The 13799-nt window shown below is 67.6% G+C and carries 7 protein-coding genes; 5 read left to right on the forward strand and 2 right to left on the reverse strand.

Annotation, left to right across the window (positions count from 1 at the left end; genetic code table 11):
• Positions 1-42 precede the first annotated feature (42 nt).
• Positions 43-2805 (reverse strand): sensor domain-containing protein, encoded by a 2763-nt coding sequence (locus GJV26_RS22230; RefSeq protein ID WP_173346245.1) that lies wholly within the window; start codon positions 2803-2805, stop codon positions 43-45.
• A gap of 367 nt (positions 2806-3172) precedes the next feature.
• Here GJV26_RS22230 and GJV26_RS22235 point away from each other — a divergent pair, with 367 nt between their 5' ends.
• Positions 3173-3535 (forward strand): hypothetical protein, encoded by a 363-nt coding sequence (locus GJV26_RS22235; protein WP_155710886.1) that lies wholly within the window; start codon positions 3173-3175, stop codon positions 3533-3535.
• A 26-nt stretch (positions 3536-3561) separates the two neighbouring features.
• Here GJV26_RS22235 and GJV26_RS22240 read toward each other — a convergent pair whose 3' ends face one another.
• Positions 3562-4095 (reverse strand): hypothetical protein, encoded by a 534-nt coding sequence (locus tag GJV26_RS22240; protein ID WP_155710887.1) that lies wholly within the window; start codon positions 4093-4095, stop codon positions 3562-3564.
• A gap of 359 nt (positions 4096-4454) precedes the next feature.
• Here GJV26_RS22240 and GJV26_RS22245 point away from each other — a divergent pair, with 359 nt between their 5' ends.
• From GJV26_RS22245 to GJV26_RS22260, 4 genes are read left to right on the forward strand one after another with little or no spacing between them, the layout of a single operon-like run.
• Complete coding sequence (locus GJV26_RS22245; protein ID WP_155710888.1) at positions 4455-5990, forward strand: efflux RND transporter periplasmic adaptor subunit; 1536 nt, start codon at positions 4455-4457, stop codon at positions 5988-5990.
• Complete coding sequence (locus tag GJV26_RS22250; protein ID WP_155710889.1) at positions 5987-9097, forward strand: efflux RND transporter permease subunit; 3111 nt, start codon at positions 5987-5989, stop codon at positions 9095-9097. Before GJV26_RS22245 ends, GJV26_RS22250 begins: the two co-directional genes overlap by 4 nt.
• Positions 9094-12327 (forward strand): efflux RND transporter permease subunit, encoded by a 3234-nt coding sequence (locus GJV26_RS22255; RefSeq protein ID WP_189442294.1) that lies wholly within the window; start codon positions 9094-9096, stop codon positions 12325-12327. Before GJV26_RS22250 ends, GJV26_RS22255 begins: the two co-directional genes overlap by 4 nt.
• Before the next feature lie 8 nt (positions 12328-12335).
• Positions 12336-13721 carry an efflux transporter outer membrane subunit gene (locus GJV26_RS22260; protein WP_229419387.1) on the forward strand — a complete coding sequence of 462 codons (1386 nt, stop codon included), beginning with the start codon at positions 12336-12338 and terminating at the stop codon, positions 13719-13721.
• Positions 13722-13799 lie beyond the last annotated feature (78 nt).

Consider the following 13799-nt stretch of genomic DNA (forward strand, 5'->3'; position numbering starts at 1 on the left):
CGCACATCGTGTGCGCGGGGTTCTGATCCCGCGGCGACCGGCTTACCCGGAACAGGCCCCGGGCCGCCCCCCTTCGTGCGCCACGAAGTCTTCCAGCTCCCGCAAGGGCATCGGCCGTGCGAACAGGTATCCCTGGCCCTCGTCGCACGAGGCATCGCGCAGCGCGGCCATCGCGGCGGCGCTTTCGATGCCTTCCGCCACCACTGAAAGGTCGAGCACGTGCGCCATGTCGATCAGCGCCCGCACGAAACCATCGCTGGCCGGGTTCTCGGTGATGAAGGAGCGGTCGAGCTTGAGCACGTCGATCGGAAACCGCTTCAGGTACGACAGGCTGGAATAACCGGTGCCGAAATCGTCGATCGACAGCCTGACGCCCAGCGCCTTCAGGCCGCGCAGCACCGCCACCGACTGGTCGAGATCCTCGATCAGCGCGCTTTCCGTCAGCTCCAGTTCCAGCGCGGCCGGCGGCATGCCGGATGCCCCGAGCGCCTGGCCGACCTGCGCCACCAGGCCGGGCGAGCGCAACTGGCGTGCCGAAACGTTGACGGAGACGTGCAGCGCCAGCCCGAACCTCTCGTTCAGGCGCTGCACGTCGCGGCAGGCGGCGCCGAGCACCCATTGGCCGATGGCGCAGATATGGCCGCGCTCCTCGGCCAGCGGGATGAATTCCAGCGGCGGCACGCGGCCGAATTCAGGGTGGTTCCAGCGCAGCAGCGCTTCCACGCCGCGCAGCTGCATCGATCGCAGGTCGACGCGCGGCTGGTAGTGCACCTCGAACTGGCCCTGTTCCAGTGCCCGGTGCAGCGACGCTTCCAGCCGCAGGCGCCGCGTCGCCGCGATGCACATCTCCGGCTCGAAGAACTGGAACGAGCCATTGCCCAGCGCCTTGGCCTGGTACATCGCCGTGTCGGCATGCTGGAACAGCAGCTCGGTCGACGCCGCGCCCGGCTTGGCCAGGCTGATGCCGATCGAGGCGCCCACGCGCATTTCCAGGCCGTCGGCATGGAACGGTGTCTTGAGCGCGCCGAGCAGGCGCTCCGCGATGGTGGAGGCGGCATCCCGGCCGGTGCAGCTTGCCGCCACGACGAATTCGTCGCCGCCGAGCCGGGCCACCACGTCGCCGGGCCGCATGCATGCCTGCAGGCGCTGGCCCACCTGCTGCAGCAGCCGGTCGCCGGTAGCGTGCCCCATCGAATCGTTGACTTCCTTGAAGCGGTTCAGGTCGATGAAGAATACCGTCGTATAGGTCTCGTTGCGCGGCTGGCCCAGCATGTCGCCCACCCGGCGGTTGATCCACGCGCGGTTCGGCAAGCCCGTCAGCGAATCGCGCGTGGCCAGTTCCTCGAGCCGGGCCTCGGCATGCTTGCGGTCGGTGATGTCGGTAATGAAGGCCGTCAGGGAGCATGGCCGGCCGGCGGCGTCCAGTTCGATAGTCTGGTTCACGAGCGCATACACGCGGTGGCCGAGCCGGTGCACCAGCACCGTCTCGAGCGCATGCACATGCCGGCCGGGCAGCCGGATATTCAGGGCATTGCTGGCTTCGCCATCGGCCAGGATCGTTGCCACCGGGGCGCCGACCAGGTCTTCCCGCGCATGGCCGGAAAGCTGGCACAGCGCCGGGTTGACGTCTTCCACGATGCCGTCGCCGTTCACCAGCACGTAGCCGGCCGGCGTGATGCCGATCGTTTCGCGGAAGCGCCGCTCGCTCTCGCGAATGTGCTTCTCGCGGGCGACCCGCTCCGAGATATCGTGGAAAAACACCGACAGGCCATCCTCGTGCGCGTAGATCCGTTCGGTGACCCACACGCCGACCGGATCGTAGAACGCCTCGAAACTGGTGCTCGCCCGGCTCGCCATCGCGGCGCGCAGGTGCTCGCCGATGGTCGATTCCGCCAGGCCGGCGGCCACGTCCCACACCACCTTGCCGATCGCTTCGTCGCGGTCGACGCCCACGAACGCCGCGGCGCGCGTGTTGGCATAAACGATTTCCCAGTTCTCATTGACGGAGAAGAAGCCGTCGTCGATGCTTTCCAGCAGGGTGCGGTTCTGTTCGGCCATCCGTTCCAGGCGATGCAGCATTTCCTTTTCACGCGTGATGTCGCGCGAGACGAAGACGGCGCCGAGGCACTCGCCGCTGACGGGGTCGATGACCATGCTGGTCTTCGACCCCAGCGTGACATGGCCGCCGTCGATCCTGCGTTTTCGCAGCTCCATGGCGTCCGGACGTGGTTCGCCACTGAAGATCCGCGTCAGTTCCGCATTGCAGTTTGCATGGTCGTCCGGATGCACGAAGGTAATCGCGGGCTGGCCGATCAATTGGGCGGCGGTCCACCCCAATGTCCGCGTGAACGAGGACGAGATGTCGATATACCGGCCGTCCATGCCGCAGAAGGCAATCAGGTCGGTCGCGTTGTCGACCATGAGCCGCAGCGTTGCCGCGCTGCGCTGCGTCTGGTCCAGCGCCTGCCGGTGCGCGGTGACATCGACCAGCGCCCCCGTGAATCCCGTGCCGCCGGGGCGGGGCAGCCCGGTCATCAGCGCCTGGCGCCGCTGGCCGTTACCGCAGGCGATGTCGAGTTCGAGGTCGAATGGCCGCTGCGCCGACAATGCATTGCCGATCTCCTGCGCCAGCGCGGTGCCGTTCTCGCCCGCCACCTGCATGACCCATGCCGCCAGCGGCATGCCGGCCATGTCCGGCAGCAGTCCGGCGGACCGCTCGACGGCCGGCTCGCAGAGGCCCTCGGCGTTGGCGGACCAGACCAGGTGGATGACCGGTTCATTGCTTGAGCTGTGTTCGCGATTCATGCGGTTGCTGCCTCGTGACGTGAACGCGCCACCCGGAGGGCATCGCTCAACATGTTGGAAATGGTCGTGTGACGAAAGGCGGCACGGGCGGGGCCGGAAGCTCATGTGCCATGGCACGGAAGGCGGGCAGGTTCGAGGCCGGCTGGGAGCGAGACTGTTACGCTATCATGATAAATGCCCAAACGCAACATTTAGTTCGACTTGGAACTTCCCGATGCCACCGGCGTGGTGCCGCGCCGACACGCGGCGCGGCGGCTGCCGTCGTGCACGTAACCGCGCACGCTTGAATGTTCTTGACCGTCCCGCAACCCCGAGCCTAAGCTGATATTGCGTTGCACAACCCAGACCAACCAGACGAGGAGCTGTAATGACTACGTTTCCCGCGACTATGTTTCCCGCATCAGCGCCAGTCGGCAAGGGCGCGGATTTCCTGAATATCATGGCCCAGCTCGGCAATGCGTATTCGAATTCCTTCCAGTCGAGCACCCAGGAAATATGGTTAAGCTCGTTTCGCATCGTCCAGGAACACACGGCGCGGGCGCTCGTCAATGCCTCGCAGGAGTGCGCCGCGGCGCTGGCGCGGAACGCCGCCGAGGTCGGGCAGCGCTCGTTTTCCGACATCGTCGGCGCCAACCAGCAGGCGCTGACGATGTTCGGCTCCGCCTTCACCAACGCCGTAATGGCGGGCGCAGCGCCGCAGAATTACCTCCGCCTCCTTGCGCCGGCGTAAGCGCAACGGCAAGCCCTGCAGCAGGGCTACATTCGCAGGATGATCCGGAAATCATTGAACACGATCGTGCATGCCAGAATGAACAGGAATGACCACACGATCAGCATCATCACGGGGAATACCTTCGGCGGCAGGTCGCCCCAGGTGAAGTGGGCATTTGCGAACATCCTGCTGTTGGTGCATTCATAGCCGTACATCTGGCACATGTAGTCGAGAAGCGCATCGCGTGCTTTCTTGACGTCCTCGACGATCGCATAAGCGGCCGTCACCGACCGCTGGACCAGGAAGCTGCTGACGGCGCCGATGACCGGCAGCAGCAACAGAATCGCCGCGCGCATCGTCATCTGCGATGCGGATGCCGTGCCGACCATGCCGTTCAGGGTGGCGGCCACCGCCGTGAACAGGAATGCGTGCGAGGTCAGCAGCCAGCCGGTACGCGAGGTGATCAGGTCGAACTGGTTGCGGATACGCGAATCGAGGCGCAGCAGGCGCCGGCTGCCCGATTCCTCCGAAGTGGGTTTCTTCCCGGTGATCTCCAGGCTGGCGAGTGGCGCAGGCATACACAGCTCCCGGTTGACTTGGCTGATCGAAAACATGCTGTTACTTTTGGTAACTCTAGGCCAGTTGTCCGGCGTTGTCAGCCATTCGATGACACGGCTGGTGCCATCTGTCGGTTTCAGCACACAGAGTCGCGGAGGAAAGGAGATTTGTAGCCAGTTTGTAACGGCATCGTCGCCAGCCCCGCGCCCCGGGAGCCCCGTCAGTTCAGCCTCTGCACCGGCGCAGGCCGGTGCGATCCTTCGTATCCCACTGTTTCGCGGTGTAAATGTAAGCAAACCGAAACAAGGCGGCCAAAGCGCTGTGATAGAGTCGATTTGATAAGCATAGTTACTCTACTGAACAGCCACAAGGATCAGCAATGACCTCGCCAGCAGCGCCCGCGACTTCCCCGAACAAACCCCGCCGCCGTACCCGCATTCTCGGAACCATCATTGCCATTCTCGCCATCGTCGCCATGGGCTGGCTGGCCTGGTATCTCACGCACCGGCCGGCCACGGAAGGCGCCGGCGGGCCCGGCATGGGCGGACCGGGCGGCCCCGGCGGACCGGGTGGGCCGGGCGGGCCGGGCGGCCGCCGCGGCGGCATGGCGACCACGGTCGGCGTGGCGACGGCCGAACAGGCCAACCTGCCCGTCACGCTCGATGCGCTGGGCACCGTGACCGCCGCCGCGACCACCACGGTGCGGCCGCAGGTGTCGGGTATCCTGCAAAAGGTGCTGTTCAAGGAAGGCCAGCTGGTGAAAGCGGGCCAGGTGCTGGCGCAGATCGACCCGCGCCAGTTCGAGATGGCGCTGATGCAGGCCACCGGCCAGCGCCAGCGCGACGAGGCGCAGCTGGAAAACGCCCGCCTGACACTGGAACGTTATCGCACGCTGCTGTCGCAGGATTCGATCGCGCGCCAGGATGTCGACACCCAGGCCGCGCTGGTCAAGCAACTGGAAGGCACCGTGATGACGGACCGCGCCGCCGAGGGGACGGCAAGGCTCAATCTCGGTTACACGAAAGTGGTGGCGCCGATCACCGGCCGCGTGGGCCTGCGCGTCGTCGACGTCGGCAACCTCGTCTCGGGCAGCGATACCGGCGGCATCGCCGTGATCACGCAGCAGTCGCCGATCGACGTGGAATTCGCCGTGCCGCAGGACCGCGTGCCGGACATCATGAGCCGCGCCGCGACCGGCGCCACGCTGGTGGCGCAGGCGTACGACCGCACCCGCACCGACGTGCTGGCCAGCGGCCGCTTCGCCGCGCTGGACAACCAGGTCGACACCTCGACCGGCACCGTGATGGCCAAGGCGCGCTTCGACAACGACAGGATGACGCTGTTCCCCAGCCAGTTCGTCAACGTGCGGCTGGAAATGCGCACGATCGCCAACGCGGTGCTGGTGCCGGTGACGGCGCTGCGCCACGGCACGGACGGCGACTACGTGTGGGTGCTCAAGAGCGACCGCACCGTGACGATGCGCCCGGTGAAACGGGGCCAGGCCACCGTCGACAAGGTGCAGGTCGCCAGCGGCCTGCAGGTGGGCGAGAAGGTGATCACCGAGGGTGCCGACCGGCTGAAGGAGGGCGCGCAGGTCACGCTGCCGGGGGACAAGCCGCGGCAGGGCGGCCAGCGGCAGGCCGGCCGCCAGGGCGGGCAGGGCGGCGACGGCAAGGATGAGGCAAGCCAGCGGCCGGCCGGCACGCCGGACGTGGCGCCGGGCGCCGTCGGCAGCGATGCGGCGAAGATGCGCGGCCCGCGCGCCACGCAGCAGGAAGCGCCGCAGCGCGCGATGCCGGAAGAGGGCGGCCGCAGCGCGCCGAGCGCGGCGGACGGCAGCGGCACCGCGCCGGGCGTGAGTGGGGCGGGGCAGCAAGGCGCCCGGAATAACGAACAGCCGGCGGCAGCAAAATGAGTCCATCGGCACCATTCATCCGCCGGCCGGTGGCGACATCGCTGCTGATGCTGGCGATCATGCTGGCGGGCCTGGTGGGCTTCAAGTTCCTGCCGCTGTCGGCGCTGCCGCAGGTCGATTTCCCGACCATCCAGGTGCAGACACTGTATCCGGGCGCCAGCCCGGAAGTGATGGCGCAGACCGTGACGGCGCCATTGGAGCGCCAGTTCGGCCAGATGTCGGGCCTGCAGCGCATGAGTTCCACCAGCGCCGCCGGCGTGTCGATCATCACGCTGCAGTTCGGCCTGGGCCAGACGCTCGACGTGGCCGAACAGGAAGTGCAGGCCGCGATCAACGCGGGCGGCTCGCTGCTGCCCACCGACCTGCCGGCGCCGCCCGTCTACGCGAAGGTCAACCCGGCCGACGCGCCGGTGCTGACGCTGGCGATCACGTCGGACACGATGCCGCTGACCGAAGTGCAGAACATCGTCAACACCCGGCTGGCGCTGAAGATCAGCCAGGTGTCCGGCGTGGGCCTGGTCAGCCTGTCCGGCGGCCAGCGCCCGGCCGTGCGGATCCAGGCCGATACGCTGGCGCTGGCCAGCTACGGCCTCGGCCTCGATACGCTGCGCACGGCGATCAGCAACGCCAACTCGAACAGCGCCAAGGGATCGTTCGACGGCCCCACGCGCGCGTTCACGATCAACGCCAACGACCAGCTGCTGACCGCCAGCGACTATAAAAGCCTGATCGTGGCGTATAAAAACGGTGCGCCGGTGCGGCTGACCGACGTGGCCAGGGTGGTGGACAGCGCCGAGAACGTCAAGCTGGGCGCCTGGGCCAACCTGAAGCCGGCGATCATCCTGAACGTGCAGCGCCAGCCCGGCGCCAACGTGATCGCCACCGTGGATGCGATCAAGCAGCGCCTGCCCGAGCTGCAGGCCGGCCTGCCGAGCGCACTGCGGGTCGACGTGCTGTCCGACCGCACCACCGGCATCCGCGGCTCGGTGCACCACGTGCAGATCGAACTGCTGCTGGCCGTGGTGCTGGTGGTGCTGGTGATCTTCCTGTTCCTGCACAGCGTGCGCGCCACGGTGATCGCCAGCCTGGCGGTGCCGATCTCGCTGATCGGCACCTGCGGCGTGATGTACCTGATGGGCTACAGCCTGAACAACCTGTCGCTGATGGCGCTGACGATCGCCACCGGCTTCGTCGTCGACGATGCGATCGTGATGATCGAGAACATCGCCCGCTACATCGAGGAAGGCGAGGAGCCGATGGCGGCCGCGCTGAAGGGCGCGAAGCAGATCGGCTTCACCATCATCTCGCTGACGGTATCGCTGATCGCCGTGCTGATCCCGCTGCTGTTCATGGGCGATGTCGTCGGCCGGCTGTTCCGCGAATTCGCCGTCACGCTGTCGATCACGATCCTGATCTCGGCCGTGGTATCGCTGACGCTGGTGCCGATGATGTCGGCGCGCTGGCTCACGTCGCACAGGAACGACGACCCGAAGAGCTTCGGCGGCCGGGTGCAGCACTTCTTCGACCGGGTGATCCACCACTACGACCGCTCGCTGCAGTGGGTACTGCTGCGCCAGGGCCTGACGCTGGTCGTGGCGCTCGGCACGCTGGTGCTGACGGTGGTGCTGTACATGCTGATCCCGAAAGGCCTGTTCCCCACGCAGGATACCGGCCAGCTGCAGGCCCGCATCGAGACCGCCCAGGCGGTGTCATACGCCCGCATGGCCGAGCTGCAGCAGCAGGCGGCCAAGGCGATCCTGCAGGATCCCGAAGTGCAGTCGCTCAGCTCCCTCGTGGGCGTGGACGCGGCCAACAACTCGATGCTGCACACGGGCCGCATGCTGATCAACCTGAAGGAAGACCGCGGCGACCAGGGCGAACTGATGAACCGGCTGCGCCAGCGCGTGGCCGAGGTGGCGGGCGTGCGCATCTACCTGCAGCCCACGCAGGACCTGACGATCGACGCCGAAAGCGGCCCCACGCAGTTCCGCGTGGCGATCGAAGGCGCCGACACGGCCACCGTGAACGAATGGGCCAACAAGCTGGCCGTGCAGATGGCGAAAAAGGCGCAGCTGCGCAACGTGGTGTCCGATGCGGGCGCCACCGGCGCCGCCGCCTACATCGAGATCGACCGGGACACCGCTTCGCGGCTGTCGATCACCGCTTCGGCCATCGACGACGCCCTGTACAGCGCCTTCGGACAGCGTATCGTTTCCACCATCTTCACCGAGACGAACCAGTACCGCGTGATCCTCGAGGCGGCGCCGGGCATGCTGTCGACGCCGCAATCGCTGGGCGACCTGCAGATCCGCACCGGCGGCGGCAAGCCCACGCCGCTGTCGGCGGTGGCCACGATCACCGAGCGGCCGGCGCCGCTGCAGATCACGCACGTGGCGCAATACCCGGCCACGACGCTGGGCTTCGATACGGCCGATGGCGTGTCGCTGGGCCGCTCGGTCGAGGCGATCCGCGAGGCCGCCGCCGAGATCGGGCTGCCGGGCTCCGTGACGATGACGTTCCTCGGCGCCGCCGGCGCCTACCAGGCGTCGCTGACCAGCCAGCTGTGGCTGATCCTGGCGGCGGTAGTGTGCGTGTACATCGTGCTGGGCGTGCTGTACGAGAGCTATATCCACCCGCTGACGATCCTGTCCACGCTGCCGTCGGCCGGCGTGGGCGCGCTGCTGGCGCTGATGGTGTCGGGGCAGGACCTGGGCGTGATCGGCATCATCGGCATCATCCTGCTGATCGGCATCGTCAAGAAGAACGCCATCATGATGATCGACTTCGCGATCGAGGCCGAACGCGACGAAGGCCGCGCGCCGCAGGAAGCGATCCACCAGGCGGCGCTGCTGCGCTTCCGGCCGATCCTGATGACGACGCTGGCCGCGCTGTTCGCCGCCGTGCCGCTGATGCTGGGCTGGGGCGAGGGCGCCGAGCTGCGCCGGCCGCTGGGCCTGGCCATCTTCGGCGGCCTGCTGGTGAGCCAGCTGCTCACGCTGTACACCACGCCGGTGATCTATCTCGCATTCGACCGGCTGGGCCAGCGCTTCGGCAGGAGGCCCGACCTGAAGGCTGGTGACAAGGCACCGGACGGAGCGGCATCGTGAACCTGTCCGAACCGTTCGTCCGGCGCCCCATCGCCACCGTCCTGCTGACGATCGGCGTGGCGCTGGCCGGCATCGCCGCGTTCTTCGTGCTGCCGGTATCGCCGCTGCCGCAGGTGGACTTCCCGGCCATTTCCGTGTCGGCCAGCCTGCCGGGCGCCAGCCCGGACACGATGGCCAGCAGCGTGGCCACGCCACTCGAACGCAGGCTGGGCGTGATCGCCGGCATCAACGAGATGACGTCGCAATCGTCCAGCGGCTCCACGCGGATCAACCTGCAGTTCGACCTGAACCGCAAGATCGATGCCGCCGCGCGCGAAGTGCAGGCGGCGATCAGCGCTTCCCGCGCCGACCTGCCGGCCACGCTGAAGAGCAACCCGACCTACCGCAAGATGAACCCGTCGGATTCGCCGGTGATCATCCTGGCGCTCACCTCGCCGACCCGCAGGCCCGGGCAGATCTACGAGGCCGTCTCGAACATCGTGTCGCAGAAGCTGGCGCAGGTGAAAGGCGTGGGCGACGTGGAAATCGGCGGCGGCTCGCTGCCGGCGGTGCGCATCGAGCTGCTGCCGTTCGCGCTGAACCAGTACGGCGTGTCGACCGAGGATGTGCGCGCCGCGATCCAGGCCACCAATGCCAACCGCCCGCGCGGCGCCATCGAAAGCGAAGGGCGCCGGCTGCAGATCTATTCTGCGCCGGGCACGGAAAGCGGCGGGCGCAGCGCGGCCGACTACCGCGATCTCGTCGTCGCCTGGCGCAACAACGCGGCGATCCGGCTGCGCGACGTGGCCACCGTCGAGGACGGGCCGGAAAACAAGAACACCCTCGGCCTGTTCAACGGCCAGCCGGCCGTGATCGTGCTGATCACGCGCCAGCCCGGCGCCAACATCATCGAGACGGTGGACAGCGTGCGCGCACTGCTGCCGCAATTGCGCGCGCAACTGCCGCAGGACATCACCGTGTCGGTCGCGTCGGACAGCACGACGTCGATCCGCTCGTCGCTGCACGAGGTCGAGTTTACGCTGATCCTGTCGGTGGTGCTGGTGGTGCTGGTGGTCAGCGCCTTCCTGCGCAGCGTGCGGGCGACGATCATTCCCGCCATCGCCACCATCGTCTCGCTGCTCGGCACGTTCGGCGTGATGTACATGCTTGGCTTCTCGCTGAACAACCTGTCGCTGATGGCGCTGACGGTGGCCACCGGCTTCGTGGTCGACGACGCGATCGTGGTGCTGGAAAACACGGCGCGCCATGTCGAAAGCGGCATGGACCGTTTCAAGGCGGCGCTGCTGGGCGCCAGGGAAGTCGGCTTCACAGTGCTGTCGATCAGCCTGTCGCTGGTGGCCGTGTTCATCCCGCTGCTGTTCATGGGCGGGCAGGTGGGCCGGCTGTTCCGCGAGTTCGCCGTCACGCTGTCCGCCGCGGTGATGATCTCGCTGGTGATCTCGCTGACGACCACGCCGATGATGTGCGCCTGGCTGCTCAGGTCCGAACAGGACCGCAGCCCGCCCGGCCGCGTCTCGCGCGCTTTCGAGGCCTGCTTCAACTGGATGCAGCGGGTCTATGCGCATGCGCTGGACTGGGCGCTGCACAGCGTATGGCTGGTGATGCTGATCCTGGCGTTCGTGGTGGCCCTGAACGTCTACCTGTTCGCCGCCGCGCCGAAGGGCTTCTTCCCGCAGCAGGATACCGGCCAGATCAGTGGCGGCATGCGCGCCGACCAGAGCATCTCGTTCCAGGCCATGCAGCAGAAGCTGCGCCAGCTGGTGGACATCATCCGCAAGGACCCGGCGGTCGATACCGTGGTGGGCTTCACCGGCGGTTCGCGCGCCGGCGGCGGCTTCATGTTCGTCAACCTGAAGCCGGCGGACGAGCGCACCGAGGCCGGCCAGGCCGTCATCAACCGGCTGCGCCCGCAACTGGCGAAAGTGACCGGGGTACAGCTGTTCCTGAATCCGGTGCAGGACCTGCGCATGGGCGGACGTTCCAGCAATTCGACCTACCAGTACACGCTCAAGAGCGACAACCGGGCCGACCTGAAGAACTGGGCGACGAAGCTGGCCGATTCGATGAAGAACCAGCCGTCGCTGGCCGATATCGATACCGACCAGCAGGATAACGGCGTGGAAACCTATGTCACGATCGACAAGGAAACCACGGCACGCTTCGGCATGAGCGTGCGCGATGTCACCAATGCGCTCTACAACGCGTTCGGCCAGCGGCAGGTGGCGACCATCTACGATGAGCTGAACCAGTACAAGGTGGTGATGGAAGTGGCGCCGGAATACGCGCAGAGCCCCGAGGCGCTGAAGGACGTGTACGTGCCGGGCAGTGCGGCCGCGACGGCCACGGATACGGATACGGCGTCCACGTCGGGCGGTACCAACGCCTCGACCAACAACGCGCAGGGCCAGCGCGACTCGTCCACCGGCGCGGCGCTGTCGACCGCCAGGGCGGCGATGGTGCCGCTGTCGGGCATCGCGTCGTTCGCCGAAAGCGCCACGCCCACGTCCGTCAACCACCAGGATGGCGAACTGGCGACGACGATCTCGTTCAACCTGGCCGACGGCTACACGCTGAGCCAGGCGCAGGAAGCGGTGAAGCAGGCCGAAGCCGACATCGCGATGCCGAACAACGTGCGCGGCAGCTTCCAGGGCCAGGCCAAGCAGGCGGAGGAGTCGAACAAGCAGCAGCCGCTTCTGATCCTGGCCGCGATCGTGGTGATCTACATCGTGCTGGGCATCCTGTACGAGAGCCTGATCCACCCGATCACGGTGCTGTCCACGCTGCCGTCGGCCGGCGTGGGCGCCGTGCTGGCACTGCTGCTGTTCCGGATGGAGTTTTCCATCATCGCGCTGATCGGCGTGTTCCTGCTGATCGGCATCGTCAAGAAGAACGCGATCCTGATCATCGACTTCGCGCTGGAAGCGGAGCGCGCCCGCGGGCTGAGCGCCATCGACGCGGTGCGCGAGGCCTGCCTGCTGCGCTTCCGCCCGATCCTGATGACGACGCTGGCCGCCGCGCTGGGCGCGCTACCGCTGGCGATCGGCTTCGGCGAAGGCTCCGAGCTGCGCCAGCCGCTGGGCATCGCCATCATCGGCGGCCTGATCGCCAGCCAGCTGCTGACGCTGCTGACGACGCCGGTCGTCTATATCCTGCTCGACAAGCTGCGCACGCGCAGCCCCGAAGAACGCAACTTGAGCCGCGCCCAGGGCGACGAGCCCGTGACCACATGAAGACATCGATGAAGACCCGCCTTTCCGTCATTGCCCTGGCCGCCGCGCTGTGCGGCTGCGCCGTCGGCCCGAAATATGAAGTGCCGGCGGCCGCATCGCCGGCCGCGTTCAAGGAAGCGGAGGGCTGGACGCCGGCCGCGCCGGCCGATGCGCTGGAGCGCGGGCCGTGGTGGACGCTGTTCGGCGATCCGGTCCTCGACGAGCTGGCCGCCGCGGTCGAGGTCAGCAACCAGAACGTGGCGCTGGCAGCGGCGCAGTATGCGCAGGCGCGCGCCGTGGTCGCCGAGCAGCGCGCGTCGCTGTTCCCGACCGTGTCGTTGAACGGATCGGGCACCCGCTCGGGCGGCGGTGGCGACACGCGGCCATCGAACAACTACCGCGTGGATATCGGCGGCAGCTGGGAACCCGATATCTGGGGCAGCCTGCGCGCCGGCGTGACGGGTGCGCAGGCCAGCGCCCAGGCCAGCGCGGCGGACCTGGCGGCGGCCCGGCTGTCCGCCCAGGGCGAGCTGGTGGCCAACTACATCGGCCTGCGCCAGGCGGACGTGGAAAAGCAGATCCTCGACACCACGATCCGGGGGTACGAGCGGGTGCTGCAGATCACGCAGAACCGTGTCGACGCGGGCGTGACGGCACGCTCCGACCTGCTGCAGGCGCAGACGCAGCTGTTCAATGCGCGCGCCGATCTGCTGACCGTGATCCGCCAGCGCGCCGTGTATGAACACGCGATCGCGGTCCTGCTGGGCAAGGCGCCATCGGAGTTCGCGCTGGCGCCCGCGCCATGGCGCATCGTCGTGCCCGACGTGCCGCTGGGCGTGCCGTCGACGCTGCTGCAACGCCGGCCGGACATCGCCGCCGCCGAACGCGACGTGGCCGCCGCCAATGAAAATATCGGCATCGCCCGCGCGGCGTACTTCCCGTCGCTGAACCTGTCGGCCTCGTACGGCTACGGCAACAGCCAGGTGGGCGGCCTGTTCAGCGCATCGAACAGCCTGTGGTCGCTGGGCCTGTCGGCCGCGCAGACGATCTTCGACGCCGGCGCCATCGCCGCCCGCGTCGAACAGACCAAAGCCTCCCGCGACGCGGCCATCGCCCGCTACCGGCAGGCAGTGCTGGACGCGTTTGCCGACGTCGAGGACCAGCTGGCCGCCACCCGCGCGCTGGCGCAGCAGCAGGACCTGCGGCGCCAGGCCTCCGAGGCTGCCGACCAGGTCGAGCAGCAGATGGAAAACCGCTATCGCGCCGGACAGGTGAACTACACCGAGGTCGTCAGCGCGCAGGCCACCGCGCTGTCCGCGCGGCGGGCGTTGATCCAGGTGCAGGCGGACCGGCAGACCACCGCGGTTGCCCTGATCCAGTCCCTGGGTGGCGGCTGGCGGAGTTCGCAGCCGTAAACCGTCCATGGCTGCGCCGCAGCACCTTGCCATACAACGCGTACTGTCTGCGGTGCTGCGGCTTGCCCTGAACGGTTT

It is taken from the genome of Pseudoduganella dura (genome assembly GCF_009727155.1).
Lineage (GTDB): Bacteria > Pseudomonadota > Gammaproteobacteria > Burkholderiales > Burkholderiaceae_D > Rugamonas > Rugamonas dura.